Source organism: Acinetobacter sp. (genome assembly GCF_036659555.1).
In the GTDB taxonomy this organism is placed as follows: Bacteria; Pseudomonadota; Gammaproteobacteria; order Pseudomonadales; family Moraxellaceae; genus Acinetobacter.
This window is the reverse complement of the sequence record NZ_JAVXCI010000002.1, coordinates 25,081-41,375: the sequence shown is the minus strand read 5'-3', so window position 1 is coordinate 41,375 and position 16,295 is coordinate 25,081. Positions and strand designations below refer to the sequence as shown.

General features: G+C 53.3%; 12 protein-coding genes. 5 read left to right on the top strand and 7 right to left on the bottom strand.

The annotated features are described in order from the left end of the window. The first annotated feature begins 10 nt into the window (after nucleotides 1–10). The 4 genes from RSA72_RS00630 to RSA72_RS00615 all read left to right on the top strand — a co-directional run bounded on the left by RSA72_RS00630 (nucleotide 11) and on the right by RSA72_RS00615 (nucleotide 4,474). Complete coding sequence (locus tag RSA72_RS00630) at nucleotides 11–784, top strand: enoyl-CoA hydratase (RefSeq protein WP_332621714.1); 774 nt, start codon at nucleotides 11–13, stop codon at nucleotides 782–784. Nucleotides 785–801: 17 nt separating this feature from the next. Beyond that, nucleotides 802–1,836, top strand: a complete 1,035-nt coding sequence (locus tag RSA72_RS00625; protein WP_332621695.1) for an enoyl-CoA hydratase/isomerase family protein — start codon at nucleotides 802–804, stop codon at nucleotides 1,834–1,836. 358 nt (nucleotides 1,837–2,194) lie between these two features. Further along, the gene (locus RSA72_RS00620) at nucleotides 2,195–3,526 is read left to right on the top strand and encodes an MFS transporter (RefSeq protein ID WP_332621693.1); all 1,332 of its coding nucleotides are present in this window, start codon (nucleotides 2,195–2,197) and stop codon (nucleotides 3,524–3,526) included. A gap of 570 nt (nucleotides 3,527–4,096) precedes the next feature. Then, a complete protein-coding gene (locus tag RSA72_RS00615; protein WP_332621691.1) occupies nucleotides 4,097–4,474 on the top strand; it encodes a hypothetical protein in 378 nt (125 codons plus the stop codon). Nucleotides 4,475–4,603: 129 nt separating this feature from the next. Here RSA72_RS00615 and RSA72_RS00610 read toward each other — a convergent pair whose 3' ends face one another. From RSA72_RS00610 to ompR, 3 genes are all read right to left on the bottom strand, one after another. Next, nucleotides 4,604–6,121, bottom strand: a complete 1,518-nt coding sequence (locus tag RSA72_RS00610; RefSeq protein ID WP_332621690.1) for an acetyl-CoA hydrolase/transferase family protein — start codon at nucleotides 6,119–6,121, stop codon at nucleotides 4,604–4,606. A gap of 207 nt (nucleotides 6,122–6,328) precedes the next feature. Further along, complete coding sequence (locus tag RSA72_RS00605) at nucleotides 6,329–7,789, bottom strand: ATP-binding protein (protein ID WP_332621689.1); 1,461 nt, start codon at nucleotides 7,787–7,789, stop codon at nucleotides 6,329–6,331. Nucleotides 7,790–8,075: 286 nt separating this feature from the next. Beyond that, a complete protein-coding gene (ompR, locus tag RSA72_RS00600) occupies nucleotides 8,076–8,840 on the bottom strand; it encodes an osmolarity response regulator transcription factor OmpR (RefSeq protein ID WP_332621687.1) in 765 nt (254 codons plus the stop codon). Between the two features lie 332 nt (nucleotides 8,841–9,172). Here ompR and RSA72_RS00595 point away from each other — a divergent pair, with 332 nt between their 5' ends. Next, nucleotides 9,173–11,557 (top strand): Tex family protein, encoded by a 2,385-nt coding sequence (locus RSA72_RS00595; protein ID WP_332632630.1) that lies wholly within the window; start codon nucleotides 9,173–9,175, stop codon nucleotides 11,555–11,557. A 62-nt stretch (nucleotides 11,558–11,619) separates the two neighbouring features. On the opposite strand, the gene RSA72_RS00590 is transcribed toward RSA72_RS00595, so the two are convergent. The 4 genes from RSA72_RS00590 to RSA72_RS00575 all read right to left on the bottom strand — a co-directional run bounded on the left by RSA72_RS00590 (nucleotide 11,620) and on the right by RSA72_RS00575 (nucleotide 16,037). After that, nucleotides 11,620–11,937 carry a hypothetical protein gene (locus RSA72_RS00590; RefSeq protein ID WP_332621819.1) on the bottom strand — a complete coding sequence of 106 codons (318 nt, stop codon included), beginning with the start codon at nucleotides 11,935–11,937 and terminating at the stop codon, nucleotides 11,620–11,622. Between the two features lie 64 nt (nucleotides 11,938–12,001). Beyond that, nucleotides 12,002–13,081: a patatin-like phospholipase family protein gene (locus RSA72_RS00585; RefSeq protein WP_332621818.1), complete on the bottom strand. Its 1,080-nt coding sequence runs from the start codon at nucleotides 13,079–13,081 to the stop codon at nucleotides 12,002–12,004. A gap of 256 nt (nucleotides 13,082–13,337) precedes the next feature. Continuing rightward, entirely contained in the window at nucleotides 13,338–14,444 is a 1,107-nt protein-coding gene (locus RSA72_RS00580) for a hypothetical protein (protein ID WP_332621817.1), read from the bottom strand. Nucleotides 14,445–14,513: 69 nt separating this feature from the next. Continuing rightward, a complete protein-coding gene (locus RSA72_RS00575) occupies nucleotides 14,514–16,037 on the bottom strand; it encodes a hypothetical protein (protein WP_332621816.1) in 1,524 nt (507 codons plus the stop codon). Nucleotides 16,038–16,295 lie beyond the last annotated feature (258 nt).

Below are 16,295 nucleotides of genomic sequence, written 5' to 3'. Positions count from 1 at the left end.
AAGAAAGATGATGGCATGGCAAACAATTTTGCTGGAAAAGAACAACGGCGTGGGGCTGATTACCTTAAACCGCCCGCAGGCGCTGAATGCGCTGAATACTGAACTGATCAGCGAGATCAATCAGGCGCTGGACCAACTGGAAAAAGACCCGGGAATTGGCTGCATTGTGCTGGCCGGTTCAGAAAAAGCCTTCGCCGCCGGCGCGGATATTAAGGAAATGGCGGAACTGGATTTTCCCAATATCTATTTTGATGATTTCTTCAGCCTGGCCGACCGGATTGCGCAGCGCCGCAAGCCCCTGCTGGCTGCGGTAAGCGGCTATGCGCTGGGCGGCGGCTGCGAGCTGGCCCTGATGTGCGACTTTATCTACTGCGCCGACAACGCCAAATTCGCTTTGCCTGAAATCACCTTAGGCGTGCTTCCGGGCATCGGCGGCACGCAGCGCCTGACCTTGGCGGTGGGCAAAGCCAAGGCGATGGAAATGTGCCTGACCGCGCGGCAAATGGGCGCTGCCGAAGCGGAACAGAGCGGACTGGCGGCGCGGGTATTCCCAAAAGAGGAACTGCTGCAGCAAAGCCTGCAGGCGGCGGAAAAAATTGCTGAAAAATCCCTGAGCGCGGTCATGATGATCAAAGAGTCGATTAACCGCGCTTTTGAAGTAAGCCTTGCGGAAGGGCTGCGTTTTGAGCGCCGCACCTTCCATTCGGTTTTTGCCACTCAGGATCAAAAGGAAGGGATGCGGGCATTCATCGAAAAGCGCGCCGCTGAATTTTCCAATCAATAAAGGGCGGGAAGCAGATCATGAAGCATGAAAATAACTTAATCATCACGGTGCAGGGGGCTTTGGGCATTATTACCCTGGACCGCCCCAGCCATTTAAATGCCCTGTCCATGCAGATGATTGAAGGCATCCGCGCGCAATTCGAGCGCTGGCGCAGTGACGCCAGCATCCAGGCGGTTTTAATCAATTCCAGCAGCCCCAAAGCCTTTTGCGCCGGGGGCGACATCCGCTATCTGTATGATGCCTATAAAAGTGGCAGCAGCGATTACCGCGAGTATTTCATTGCCGAATACGCGATGCTGCGTGCCATCCGCCAGTATGCGAAACCGGTGCTGGCCTTGCTGGACGGCTATGCGCTTGGCGGCGGCTTGGGCTTGGCGCAGGCCTGCCATATTTTAGTCAGCAGCGGAAAATCGCGCTTTGCGATGCCTGAAACCGCGATCGGCTTTTTCCCGGATGTCGGCGCCACGCATTTCCTGTCGCGGCTGGATGACATGGGCGTGTATCTGGCCGTCAGCGGCGAGCAGATCAGCAGCAGCGATGCGCTGTACCTTGACCTGATTGACTATCATGTGCCGGGCGAGCGCCTGGATGAATTGCTGGCCGCCATCGCCGCGGCTCCAGACCTTAGTAAAGGGCAGATTGAACAGCTGATTTCGCGCTTTATTACCGCTCCGGAGGCCAGCCAGCTCAGGGCTTTGTCAGACCTTATTCACCGGCACTTTTCCCATCAAAGCATTGAGGAAATTGAAGACAGCCTGGCGCATGAAGCCGATCCGGCGCATCAGGCTTGGGCCACGCGGACGCTCAGCATTCTGCAGCAGCGCTCTTTGGTCGCCAAGCAGGGCAGCCTGAAGCTGCAGCAGGCGGGACGCGGGCTGGCGCTGGAACAGTGCATGCAGCTGGAGCGCGATTTGCAGGATATCTGGTTTGAGCACGGCGATTTGATGGAAGGCGTGCGCGCGCTGCTGATTGACAAAGACAAGCAGCCTAAATGGCAGTCCGGCAATCTCAAGCTGGCCAGCATCATTGACAATTTAACCGCTATTTCATAGCGCCGCAGCTGAACAGGCGCAGCGGACTTTGAACTCGGATCAGCAGGAGGAAATTCGCGCTCTGAAAATAATAAAATGAACAGCAGCGCTCTTTCATAAATCAACAAGTGATTATTAATTGGCAGTGAAATTAATATTGAAAGTTCCTTCTCTTTCGCCATATATGGCTCAGGGAGAAGGTTAGGATGAGGGGATTTTTTTAATAAAATCATCACTATGAGCAGTATTCAGAGCAAGTTTCCTTAAAAGGAGGGGGAATTCCTATTGTGAATTAAATATTGTTTAAAAAGTGACTTGTGAAAGAAGTCCAGCATGGATTTTAAATAAAAATATTGCCGCCTATGGAAGAGAGGTAAATATGGAGCAGGTTCAAGGAACAGCGCAGCAGCGCAAGCCCTCCCACCGCCTGGCTGGAATCTCCAGCATGGTGGGCACGACGATAGAATGGTATGACTTTTTCATTTATGGCGCGGCCGCGGCGCTGATTTTCAATAAGCTGTTTTTCCCTAACTTAGACCCGCTGTCGGGCGTGCTGGCGGCTTTTGCGACCTATGCGGTCGGCTTTATCGGGCGGCCTCTGGGCGGCATTGTGTTTGGCCACTTCGGTGACAAAGTCGGGCGCAAGTCCATGCTGCTGCTGACCCTGCTGCTGATGGGAGTGCCGACGGTGCTGATTGGCCTGCTGCCGACTTATGAATCAATCGGCTATTGGGCGGCTTTCCTCCTGGTCATCCTGCGCTTTGTGCAGGGCATGGCCATGGGTGGCGAATGGGGCGGCGCCGTGCTGATGGCGGTGGAGCATGCGCCCGAAGGCAAAAAAGGCTTCTGGGGTAGCCTGCCGCAGGCCAGCGCCGGCGGCGGGCTGATGCTGGCTTCCATGGCTTTATGGCTGGTTTCCTTGATGCCGGAGCCTATCCTGTTCAGCTGGGGCTGGCGCCTGCCGTTTCTGGCGAGCATCCTGCTGCTGGGTGTGGGCTGGTATATCCGGGTGAAAGTCCCTGAATCGCCTGATTTTGAAAAAGTGAAGGCGAAGGCTGAAGAAATCAAAGTGCCGGCTTTGCAGGTCTTTAAAAACCATCCGAAGCAAGTGCTGACGATTATTATCGCCCGCGCTGCTGAAAATGCCTGGTTCTATATGGCGTCGACCTTCGCTTTGGCTTATACCACCACGCAGCTGGGCATTCCGCGCCAGGACATCCTGTTCGCCACGATTTGCGGCGCCGGCGCAATCATGCTGATGACGCCGCTGTGCGGGCATCTGTCCGATAAAGTCGGCCAGCGCAATATGTTCATGTTCGGCCTGCTGGTGCTGGCGCTGTACTGCTATCCATTTTTCAGCATGCTCAATACCAAAGATCCGGTGCTGGTCTGGACGGCCATTGTCTTGGCGATTGGCGTGGTGTTTCCGATTATGTATGCGCCGCAGGCGCAGCTGTTTGCGCGCCAGTTCCCTGCAGAAATCCGCTACAGCGGCATTTCAATTTCGGTGCAGTTTGCCGGGGTATTAGGCGGCGGCTTGGCGCCGATGGTGGCCACAAAATTGCTCAGCATCGGCGGCGGCAGCCCGCATCTGATTTCAGCCTATATTTTAAGCATGGCGGCGGTCGCGATTCTCTGCACCTGCTTAATGCCGCGCGACCGCAGCTTTATTCAGCATAAGCAGTATCTGCCGGAAGCTGAAACCCGCTAAGGGGCTGTTTAAGCTGAAGATGCTGAGTGACTGAAACCGGTTCTGAAGAGGTAATGTCAGTCAATTAAGCGTAATTTCATTATTACTTATTGATAAATCTCCGCTAACCCCTCTTTTGTAAAGAGGGGAATGCTTTTGAATTCAAGACTATCCTGAATTTAAAAATACTCCCTCCTTTGAAAAAGGTGAGCAGCACTGCTGCGTAAGGGAAGGATTAAAAAGTTCTTAATTGACTGGCATTATTCTGAATAGGGCCGGTTTTATTCATTCCGGGGCTGCATCCGGCAGCCGGCATTGCGCAGCAATGGCCTTGGCGCTGCAGGCTGGGGCGTCAGCTGAAAAATTTTTAACAATAAGCTGCGTTTTGCCTTTTATGGATTATATTTTTTATATTTAAAAACAGTTATTTAGGGTTGTAAGTGCCGATTATTTCACACATTTCAGCCGCTATTGTTTACCGGAGCTAATAAATAAAAGACCGGCGGTGATTATTAATTAATCATAAAGGTGCTAATTTAAATCAGGCCGGAGCTGCAGCAGCAGCTCCGCTTTGAAGCGAAGGAGAAGTATATGGTGAAAGAAACTGTTTTCTGCCTGCTTCTGGCGGGCGGCGCATGCCGCGCAATGGCTTCATACCCGGTCAGGGAGCTGGAGCATTTGGATGACAGCGCCTTGCGCATGGTTTCCGGCCAGGCCGGAAGCGCCGCTGCCAGCCCTGACAGCGCGCCCCCCGTTCAGGTTCAAGATCAAATCCGCCAGATTTCCGGACAGGAAGCCGGCGGCGGCATCAGCGCCCTGACGCAGGCATTCCGCACTGATGAGCGCGGGGAAATATGGCTGGAGATCAGGCGCGGCGTGGTGTCCATCGGCGTCCTTGAGTTTTCGCTGAGTGTGGACGGCCTGAGGCAAATGGGGGAGGCGCTGGCCAAAGAAATAACCGCTTACTGATCGGCTGAAGCATGGATGCAGCCTGCCGGATTATATTTAAATGTATTTTAAGCAGAATTCAACGGAATGAATTTAAATGTGATCTGAATAAAAAAAACGCCCCGCGGGGCGTTTTTTACTGAGTCAGCCTTAAGCGGTTTTCGCTTCCAGCTGCGGCGCCAGCATGTGGCCGGTTTCTTCAAAGTTGATGTGCCAAGACAGCGCTTCGCGCAGCAGGTGAGGCGTTTGGCCGCCTTTCTCGCATGCGCGGTCAAAGTAGTCGTTCAGCGCATCGCGGTACATTGGGTGGGCACAGTGGTCAATGACAGCGCGGGCGCGTTCACGCGGCGCCAAGCCGCGCAGGTCAGCCAAGCCCTGTTCAGTCACCAGAATGTCAACGTCATGCTCTGCATGGTCAATGTGCGAGGCAAACGGCACAACCGATGAAATGTCGCCGCCTTTTGCAATCGACTTGGTCACGAAAATCGCCAAGTGCGCATTGCGCGCAAAGTCGCCTGAACCGCCAATGCCGTTCATCATTTTGGTGCCGCAGACGTGCGTAGAGTTGACGTTGCCGTAAATATCGAATTCAAGCGCGGTGTTGATGCCGATGATGCCTAAGCGGCGCACCAATTCAGGATGGTTGGAAATTTCCTGCGGGCGCAGCACCAGTTTGTCTTTGTACTGCTCAAGGTTGTTGAAGACTTTTTCGCCGTATTTTGCAGACAGGGTAATTGACGAGCCTGAAGCGAATTTCATTTTGCCGGCATCAATCAATTCAAATGTGCAGTCCTGCAGCACTTCAGAGTACATCACCAGGTCTTCAAAGTTGGAATCTTTCAAGCCAGTCAATACCGCATTGGCGATAGAGCCGATGCCGGCTTGCAGCGGGCCAAGGTCTTTAGGCAGGCGGCCTTCAGCCACTTCTTTTTCAAAGAAGGCGATCAGGTGGTTGGCGATGCCCTGCGTTTCATCATCCGGCTCAGTCACAGTAGACGGCGAGTCATGCAGCTCGCTGTTGAATACGATGCCGACGATTTTTGCTGGGTCAATGTTGATGGCTGTTGTGCCGATGCGCTCATCCACTTTGGTCAATGGAATCGGCTGGCGGGTCGGGCGGTATGAAGGAATGTAGATATCGTGCAGGCCTTCAAACGCCGGGCTTAAATTGGTGTTGATTTCAACAATCACTTCCTTGGCGAAAATCGCAAAGCTGGCGGAGTTGCCGACAGAAGTTGTTGGAATGATGCCGCCGTCTTCAGTAATCGCCACCGCTTCAATCACCGCGACATCCGGTTTTTTCAGCTGCAGGTTGCGCATCTGCTCAACAGTTTCAGACAAATGCTGGTCGATGAACATCACTTCGCCTTTGTTGATGGCTTTGCGCAGGGTGTTGTCAACCTGGAACGGCAGGCGGCGCGCAAGAACGCCGGCTTCAGTCAACTGCTTGTCGAGGTCATTGCCTAAAGACGCACCCGTAATCAGGGTGATTTTCAATGGGTTTGCCTGCGCCTGCTTAACCAGCGCCAAAGGCACAGCTTTCGCTTCGCCGGCGCGGGTGAAGCCGCTCATGCCTACTGTCATGCCGTCTTTGATAAAGGCAGCCGCCTGTTCAGCGCTGATGACTTTATCGTGAAGTGATGCTAAACGAATGCGATCTAAAGACATGTTTTACTCTCGTGGAATTCTTAAAACTGATACGGATTGTACCGGTCAAAAAAGCCATTTTGCATACCTGTTAGGCTAAGGTCTAATTTTTTGAGAAAATGCGGGTATAAGGATTTTTTATGATTTTTAATCTATTGTTTTTTAATGTAAAAAACAGGCTTGACTAAAGGGTGATCAAAGCCTGTTTGCTTAATATATGAACAGGTACTAAAAATGCTCGCTCAGGCTTTGCTTGATTTTCCCCAAAGGGCCACTGTTTAAAAGCTCATCGCTTTGCTGCTTTTTCAGCGGCAGTGAAATGACCGCTTCCAGTCCGCCCTGCGCGCGGTTATGGATAAAAAGCTGGCCTTCATGGATATCGACAATGCGCTTGACGATGGCCAGGCCCAGGCCGCTGCCCTGCACGGTGCGCGCGTCATTGCCGCGCACAAAAGGCTGCATCAGGTCGGCAATTTTATCCGCCGGAATGCCTTCGCCATGGTCAGCCACGCTGATCAGCAGCTGCTCATCATCGGCCTGCGCGGAAATTTCTATCGGCTCTGCGCCGTAGCGCTTGGCGTTGTTGATGAGGTTGCCGATCAGGCGCTTCAGCGACAGGCTGCGGGCCTGAATGACCGGCAGCTGCTGCGGCGTAAAGCGGATATCCAGCGGCTTGAACTGAATGATCAGCTCCTGCAGCAGCATATTGATGTCGGTATCCTGAGGCTCTTCATCTGAACCGTCGCGCATAAAGGAAATGAACTGATTCAGGATGGCGTCCATGTCCTCGACATCGTAAATCAGCCCTTCTTTTAAAAAGTCATCATCAGGCATCATTTCCGCGCTGAGGCGGATGCGGGTCAGCGGCGTGCGCAGGTCGTGCGAAATGCCCGCCAGCATGATGCGCCGGTCGCGCTCGGTCTGATCCAGAGTGTAAATCATGTGGTTGAAGGCCTGGTTGACTTCGCGGATTTCCTGCGGGCCGTGGTTGGTTTCCAGATAAGGCGCGGTTCCGCTCCTGCTGTAGCTGTTGGCGGCGTCCTGCAGGCGCTTCAGCGGGCGGTTCAGCTGGCGCACCAGGGTGAGAATGATGGCGGCGGAAATCAGCGGAACGCCCAGCAGCCAGCCGAAAATCAGCTCCGGGCTGTAGTTGGCGTAGGTTTTCAGCGGCTCACGCACCCAGTTGCCGTTCATTTCCGGCGTCTGCACCCAAATGCGCGGGCTGGGCTTGAACTGGAAGTACACTGTGGCCTGATCGATTTTCAGCTCTTTGGACAGCTTTGCTTCAATCTGATTGGTGAAGAACTCGGCGATGACTTTTTCCCGGACTGAAGGGTATTCCTTCGGGTCAGTGACATATTCCACCCCGACGCGGTTTTTCAGCCAGTCCTCAATATCGACTTCGGCATTGTTGTGGAACATGCGCAGCTCAGGATTGTTCAGCACCTCCAGCTCCAGCGCGAGATAGCGCGCATGCTGCTGAATTTCCGGCAGGTACAGGGTGCGCCAGAAAAACCACAGGGACATGAACAGGCTGAAGAAGACGACGGAAAGCACCAGCACGGTGGTGCGCATGGCGGCCGAGCGCGGCTTGACTTTGTCTAAAAAGCGTTCCCAATGAGTGCGCTTTTTTTCCTGATAGGCCGCGTACCGGGTAAATTCCTGCGGGTCAATGGGGTCGAGTTTCACGCTGTATCCTGGATCCAAAGTTAAAATGTTTAAACAGTAAACCGTATCCCGCGAGTTCAGGCCATCCGCAGCGGTTTGAGGCGGGAAGTGTTGAATATTTAAAGTTTCTGCGGTTTTATTATTGAAATGCCGCATGCCGCCGGGTGTTGCGCAGCGGGGCATTGCGCTGCAAGGCGGCTTTCCTGCGCAGGCAGCAAAAGCAAGGCGAACCGCAGCTTAATGCATGCCATTGCAACTTAATGGAAGGGCTCCGCAGCGCAAGCGCTGGGAGCCCTTTTATGGCGAATTATTCCGCGCCGTCTGGAACAAAGACATAGCCCACGCCCCAAACCGTTTGAATATAGCGCGCGCGGGCCGGGTTTTCTTCCACCAGGCGGCGCAGGCGCGACACCTGAACATCAATCGAGCGTTCCATCGCGCCCCATTCGCGGCCGCGGGCAAGGTTCATCAGCTTGTCGCGGGTTAAGGGTTCACGCGGATGCTGCACCAGGGCTTTCAGCACGGCAAATTCGCCGGTGGTTAACGTCACCACCTGGCCTTCGCGGGTCAGGGTGCGGGTAGACAGATCAAGCGACCACGGGCCAAAGCTCACCACTTCCATCTGCTGGCTCGGCGCGCCCGGCACTTCGCGCACCTGGCGGCGCAGCACCGCGCGGATGCGCGCCAGCAGCTCATTCGGGTTGAACGGCTTCGGCAGGTAGTCGTCTGCGCCGGCTTCAAGCCCGGCAATGCGGTCAGAGTCGCTGCCGCGCGCGGTCAGCATGATAATCGGGGTGTCAATATTGGACTGGCGCAGGCGGCGGCAGATGCTTAAGCCGTCTTCCACCGGCAGCATGAAATCCAGCACGATCAGGGAGAACAGTTCCCGCTGCAGAAGGCGGTCCATTTGCGTTGCATCGTGCGCGGTTTTGACTACAAAGCCTTTATCTTCCAGAAAGCGCTGCAGCAGCGTACGCAAGCGCACATCATCATCGACAACCAGAATGCGTTCAACGCGGTCGGTATCGGCGTGTACGGCATCAGTTTTTTCAGCAGGTACGACTAAACTCATGATGTGCTCCTTATTCTTTATTGTCTTCGTAACAAAAGTTGGCATCGCTTGAGTATACGATTCATTTGTATCTGTTTACTATGTTCTAAAGCAACAAATATCGCAGTTAAAATCAAGACATAGATACCAAATGCATACATGCATTGGCGGAATATTCTGCGCGCTTCCAGCGGTTAAATTCATGTTTCATTAAAACTTTAAGGCAAAAATGTGAAATTGCGGTGAATTGGCAATAAAGGCCGCGGATAAATTAATGAAAACAGCTATGGATTTTATAGCCTTGGTCTTTATAATCATGGCTTTTAGAACTTATCCTTGTGGGATCACATACGATGACTGACTTAGTTCAGCAGTTGGCAAAAGAACTTGCCGTACGTCCAAATCAAGTTGAAGCTGCCATTAAATTGATTGATGAAGGTGCCAGCGTTCCATTCATTGCGCGTTACCGTAAAGAGGTAACCCAGGGCTTAGACGATACGCAGTTGCGCCAGCTCGATACGCGCTTATCGTATTTACGTGATTTATATGAACGCCGCGGAAAAGTCATTGAATCGCTGAAAGAACAAGACAAATTATCAGACGATTTGCTGGCCCGGGTAAACGGCGCCGAAACCAAAAATGCATTAGAAGAAATTTACGCGCCTTACCGTCCGAAACGCACCAGCAAGTCATTTAAAGCCAAAGAGGCCGGCTTAGGCCCAATCGCGGAAAAAATCCTGGCGGAAGCGGCTGACCCGGCAGCAGCCTTGGCCGGCTTCAGCCATGCGGATTATCCGGACACGGAAAGCCAGCTGGACGCCATTCAGCACATTCTGATTGATGAATGGGCGCAGAATATTGCCCTGACGGCTGAGCTGAAAGCTGCCTTTGCCAAAACCGCGCTGCTGAAAAGCTTAGTCGCAAGCGACGAGAAAAAAGAAGTCGGCAAAAAATTCCGCGATTACTTTGATTTTTCAGAAAGCCTGAACAAAGTGCCTTCACACCGCCTGTTGGCGATGCTGCGCGGCCGGCAGGAAAACGTGCTGGGCTTAAAAGTTGATGGCGATGACCATGCGCCTTTGGCCCGCATTGAAAGCGAATACAGCCTGGATGCCATTCAGCCGCAAAGCCGCCAGGACTTCTTAAAGCAGACTGCCAAGCTGTTCTGGCTGGGCAAGGTGCGCCCTGCAATTGAGCATTCGCTGCTGACTGAAAAGCGCATGGCTGCGGAAGCGGAAGCGATGAATGTGTTTGCGGAAAACCTGCGCCACCTGCTGCTGTCTGCGCCTGCCGGCGCGCGCTGCACGCTGGGCGTAGACCCGGGCATCCGCACCGGCGTGAAGCTGGCGGTTGTCAATGCATCCGGCGATGTGCTGGCGCACAGCACGGTTTATCCATTTGCGCCGAAAGATGACAAAGCCGGCGCTATCGCAGAGCTTGCGCGCCTGTGCCGCGAATTCAATGTGGATTTAATCGCCATCGGCAACGGCACCGCCAGCCGCGAAACCGAAGCGGTTGTGGCAGAAATGATGGCTGCCAACCCTGAGCTGAAATTGACCCGCGTTTCAGTTTCTGAAGCTGGCGCGTCCGTATATTCAGCGTCTGAACTGGCCTCGAATGAGCTGCCTGAGCTTGATGTGTCAATCCGCGGCGCAGTGTCGATTGCGCGCCGCCTGCAGGACCCGCTGGCGGAACTGGTGAAGATTGATCCGAAATCCATTGGCGTAGGCCAGTATCAGCATGATGTCAACCAGACCGGTTTGGCGAATACGCTGGATGCCGTGGTGGAAGACTGCGTGAACGCGGTAGGCGTAGACGTCAATACCGCTTCAGCGGCCATTCTTGGCTACATTGCCGGCCTAAACAAAGCCATTGCGCAGCAGATTGTCGAATACCGCAAGGAAAACGGCCGTTTCGACAACCGTCAGGCGCTGAAAAATGTGCCGCGCCTGGGCGAGCGCACCTTTGAACAGGCTGCCGGCTTCCTGCGCATTCAGGACGGTTCTGAGCCTTTGGATGCCTCTGCGGTTCACCCAGAATCTTATGCCTTAGTAGGAAAAATCGCCGAAGCCAAAGCGGCGGCGGTAAAAGACATCATCGGCAACAGTGAAATCATCCGCCAAGTTGACGCTTCAGCCTTTGCTGATGAGCAGTTTGGCCTGCCGACTATTCAGGACGTTTTGTCAGAACTGGAAAAGCCGGGCCGTGATCCGCGTCCTGAGTTCCGCACGGCGAAGTTCCGTGACGACATTACGCAGGTATCGCAGCTGACTGAAGGCCTGCAGCTGGAAGGCGTAATCACCAACGTGACCAATTTTGGCGCATTTGTCGATGTCGGCGTGCATCAGGACGGCTTGGTGCATATTTCTGAGCTGGCGAATGAGTTTGTGGCAGATCCGCATAAAGTGGTGAAGCCGGGTCAAATCGTACAAGTACGTGTACTAACTGTAGATGCTGAGCGCAGCCGCGTGAACCTGTCGATGCGCCCTGAGGGTTCAGAAGCGCCGAAAGCGCCGCGCCAGCCGCGCCGTGAACAGGGTCAAAATCAGGAACAGCGCGGTGAGCGCAAGCCGCAGGGCAAGCGTCCGCAAGGCCGTCCAAGCCATGATAAAAATCATGAGCATAAGGACAAAGCGCCGCGCCATGGCCATAAGCCGCAGGCAGCTAAACCGCAGGAAAATAAAATCGGCGGTTTAGGCGCATTATTGCTTCAGGCAGGGATTAAAGGTTCAAAGTAATCTTTAGCCTCTAAAAGAAAAACCTCCCGATTGGGAGGTTTTTTTATTGCGCTAAGGAAGCATTAAGCATGCAGCAGCGGCACAATCCAGCTGACTAAAATCAGCATAATGCCCAAATGCCCCAGCTTGCGTGTGACATAAATCAGCTTGGACGGCGGCTGTTCCAGCTGTCTGGCATATTCTTCCAGACTCGCGCCCTGCGGGGCTTTGCTGCTGAATAAAAACGCGGCTAAGTCGATGCAGATTAACAGCGTTCCGGCATCCGCCAGCACTTCCATCAAGTCATAATGGGGAGAAGACAGCGCCATGCCGATCTGATAGCACAGGAATAAGGCGAAGGCCACGCATGCATACTGCACGAAAATCAAAAAAATCCGCATAAAACTCTAATATCTTCAAAATTGCCAAAGATTATACAAGCCTATTCAAGATGGCGCACCCTCCCTAAAGCGGCTGCATAAACTGCGCAAAATTCTGCTTTTCCGCCATTTCCAGAAATTCATCGCCCAGGCGCTGGCTTTCAGCCACTGACTGCTTCCACAGCCTGATCCGCTGCTGCTGATCCAGGCCCTTTAAAGTAAAGTCTTTGCGGTCAGGCAGGCGGCCCAGAGGCAGGCTGCGCAGATAGTCCGCCGAAGGCGAGAGCAGCAGGGTGCGCGCCTGATTTTCCGGGCTGGCTTTGCGGCTTTTCAGCATTTTGTCGAACCAGCCGGGGGTAATGCTGTCGGTAAAATGCGGATACAGCACAATGCCCTGGCTGCTGAACGGCAGATCCAGATGATAGTCAATCAGCCCGCCGTCACGGTAGCTGCCTTGCGGCGCATCCTGAATGCCGCGCACGGCGGCCATTACGCCGGGGATTGAGGCGGAAGCCATCAGCCAGTCCAGCGCATTGCCTGAATTTAAGGTTTGATAATGTGTCGTGAAGTCATCGCTGACTTGAAACTGCGGGCCGGCAGCCGGCTGGCTGATCACCCGCTGCATAAAATGGCGGCTATGCCTGCGGCCAAGCGCATTGCTGCCGATAATCCCCGCCACTGAAGCCAGCAGAGGCAGCGCTTTGTCGCTTGCAAACAAGTGGCGCGCCTTGACTGAAAGCACAGTTAAATGCAACTGAGGATGATCAATCAGCCGCTGCTGCTGCCCGCCGAGCAAATCCAGCAGCATGTTTTTGCAGATTTCCGCGACTTCAAAGCGCGGCATCTTTTGATCAAAATGCAAATGAGTGTACAGCTCAGCTAGGCGCTCCGTGCCGGCTTTTGCGCCCCAGGCCGCAATGCTGGCAAAGCGCCAGGCGCCAATGGATGAGCCGATCAGGGTGCGCCGGCGCGGCGAGCGCGGCAGGAAACTTCCGAAAACCGCCTGATCCAGCCCCTGAATGCCGATGCCTTTTGGCCCGCCGGCCGCGCCCGGCAGAATATCCACTTGGCTGGCCTGCAGGCCTTCTTTTGCAATCAGCTGCTGTGCAATTGCGCCAGCGCGGATGGTCAGAGCGGGGGAGCGCTTTTGCAGAATTTGGGTCATGGCGTCGCCTGAAAATACACATGTGCATTTATTCTATGGCAAAGCCGGGCTGACCCAATGGCGATAAGCGCCCAATCATGACTGCATAGTCATTTTCGCCCCGGCTGAATGCGGTTTTGTGCCAATCGGCTGCATTCAATTGCGCGCTGCTTTCCCGGATTGCCGTTGGCGCACTGCAGCGCAGTCCATTTCAGAATTGAAAAAACCGCCTTGTATTGTCAATGCAAGGCGGCCTTAAAAAGCGGGTTCGGCTGAGTTAAAAATGATGGAACTGAACGCCCAGCGAGGCTAAGCCATAGCGCTTATCCAGCCGGTCTGCGGTGATGCTGTTGTATAAAAATGGAATCTGCCCGACAAAATTGCGCTGATACAGTTCGCCCTGCAGGAACCCTGTGATTTGGGGCGTAAAATCATAGCTGAATTTAGCGCCTAAGGTATGGTTGTCCTTAATGGCCTGATTGCCAAAGCTGCTGACCCGGTCATCAATGCTGTCGCGCCATAAGCGCTGATACTGGTAAGCCAGCTGGCTTTCAAACTTTTTGTAGCGCCAGTTCCATGAACCGCCGGCGCTGGCAAAATAGCTGTCATAGTTCAGATCCTGCTGCACATCCAGCCCATAGTCGCTGGCGTTTCCCTGAACGTTCAAGTCGGTGAGGGTCACGCCGCCCACATCGCATGGGCGCGCTAAATTGCCGGTGTACTGATTGCTGCCGTTGACTGCGACATTTATTAAGCAGCCCTGATACAGCGCCTGGATATCCAAGCCGCTGACTTCAACTTTGCTGTAGCCGAGGCTGGCGAAGGCGTTCAGCTGATTCATCGGATTCAGCCGGTGTGAAAAAATGGCGTCCAGCTGCAGCTGCCAGTCTTCCGGCGAGTCTACGCTGATCTGATTGAAGGTCTGCGTGTTGACTTGGGTTGGGGTGGTTTTGCTCAGTGTGTCTGCCTGATTCAGCCAGAAGCTGCTGCGGAAGCTGACCGCATCATTTTTGCTTAAATTGAAGGCCGGGCTGAAGCGGGCGCCCAGTAGGGCGCTGTGAATTTTATTGCGGTCATGGCCGTAGTCAATTTCACGGCGCCAGTAAGCGCCTTCAATCGACCATGCCGGGCTGAAGTCGTATAAGGTGGCCAGATGAAAGCCCTGATAGTCGCCTGCCGATGTATCGGTGATGCCTTCATTTTCCCTAAGGTCAAATACATCAATCGTGTCATTGAGCGCATCCGCCGCCAAGGTGACGTGCAGCGCCGAGCTTGAAGAGTCAGCAGTCAGGTCTTTGGCTTGAAGGAAAAGGTCGCTTGGAGCAGCTGCGCTGTGCAATGAAATGAAAAGGCCGCTGCAGAATAATGCAAGTTTGCGCTGCATAGTTAACACCACTCAAAGTTAAGCCTAAAAAAGCAAAAGCCAGTTCGGAAACTGGCTTTGAAGCGGTGGTCAGTTCAGTTTGAAGTAGGCTGTGAGCGTGCTGCCGATAAAGCTGTCTCCGCCAAAATTGGCAGCAGCCGCGGTCAGTCCAAGGCTGGCGTCAACCACATAGGTCATTGGCAGAACAAAAGCGGTGACGCTGACGGTGTCATTGGCGGCCAGCTTGTTTGCATAAATAGTGTAGTTGGTTTGTATAAATTCATTGCTGTCAATCAGGTTCTGCAGCGAAATGACGCCGCCGTTTGCTGCAATATTGACATCACTGGTCAGCGTGATGCTGGACTGGCTTACGCCGCTTACCGTAGAGGCAATACTGATTTTGGTTCCGGCAGGAATCACCGCCGATGTAATGGCGCCGCTGCTGCTGTAGTTTAAGGCAATATTGCTGATGGATACGTCCAGCGTTTGCTGCAGGGCGCCGCGCTGCACCGCCAGATTAAAGGCTAGCTTCACCGTGTCTTTCAGCGCCGTGCTGGCATTGTCCAGCTTGAAGTCGACGGTCAGCGCATTGCTGATGCCGGCTAAGTTGATCGGCAAAGGCGCGGCGCTGCTGGAATTTTTAAGCTCAGCGATTGACTTGCCGGCCAGGCTGAAGCCGGAATACACTGGCGCTTTTACGCTGTCCTGAATGGCGCTCAATACCGCTGGATCTGATGCAATGGCGGTTTGCAGGCTGGCGGCGGGTGCATCAGGATTGCTGGCAACTGCAGCCAAAGCATTTGAAATTGTGCTGATGTTGCTGTTGATTTTGGTTTTATCAATACTGACGGCATTATCGCCTGTTTGCTGAGCAGCCTTGCTGACAGACGCATCCAAAATGCCCTGCAGCGCAGCAGCATTAATTGCCACGCTGCCTGCATTGAATAGCGGGGCGTTCTGAACTTGCTCTGCAATGGATTCGAAAGCGATGGCTGTAGCCTGCTCTGAAGTCAGATCCGCCGCCTGCAGGCCGTCTTCAATCTGGTTGGCAAGCTGCTGCACCATAAAAAGAACGGCCATATCCTGCGATGATCCTTCAGCTGCCGGGTCAAACTTAGACAGATCGAAGCCCCGGCTTTCAAGCGTATTTATGGTGCCTGCCGATAAGCCGAGTTTTTCCAGAATGGGCTTAATGCCGGAATTCTGGCTGGAGCCTGAATAGGATTGCAGGGTGGTCAGCGGCGTGACATGAATGCCTCCGCTCAGGTTCTGCAGATTGACTGCTTTCAGTTTCAGCGTGCCGGTAAATGGCAGGCCGGTGACGGTGTCTGTGCCGCCGGTAATGGTAAGGGCTGAGCTTTGGCATGTTTCCTGAGTGCTGAAACTGAAACTTCCGTCACTTTCGGTTTCAACAAAAACCGGCTGGCCGTTGGCGTCTTCACAGTCATCAAACTGAACTGTGGCATTGGCTAAATAAAAGTCAACCGCTGTGCCGCTGACGGTTTTAGGCTGAAATGGCGTTGCGCTGTTGTAATTATTGCTGCCGCCGCAGGCGGTTAATACTGCGGATAAGGCTACGGCTAGAACTGAATACTTAAAGGTGTTATTAAACATTATTTTCCCCTAAAAGATAGTTATTAGATGCTGTTCTGTGGTTATAGCAAAAAAAATAAGCAAAAAAACACACAGCCCAGCGCGCATATAAGCTGCCCGCAGGAGTTTTTGCGCAATAAAGTTATGAAATCAAAATATTATTTCAATGATTCTCTGAATGAGTTATTTGATTTTATGGGTATTTTTTAATCAATTTTGCAAAGTAAAGCATTAAAAATTACTTGAATATTTTTTTAAATTCATTGGTAACATTTTGTA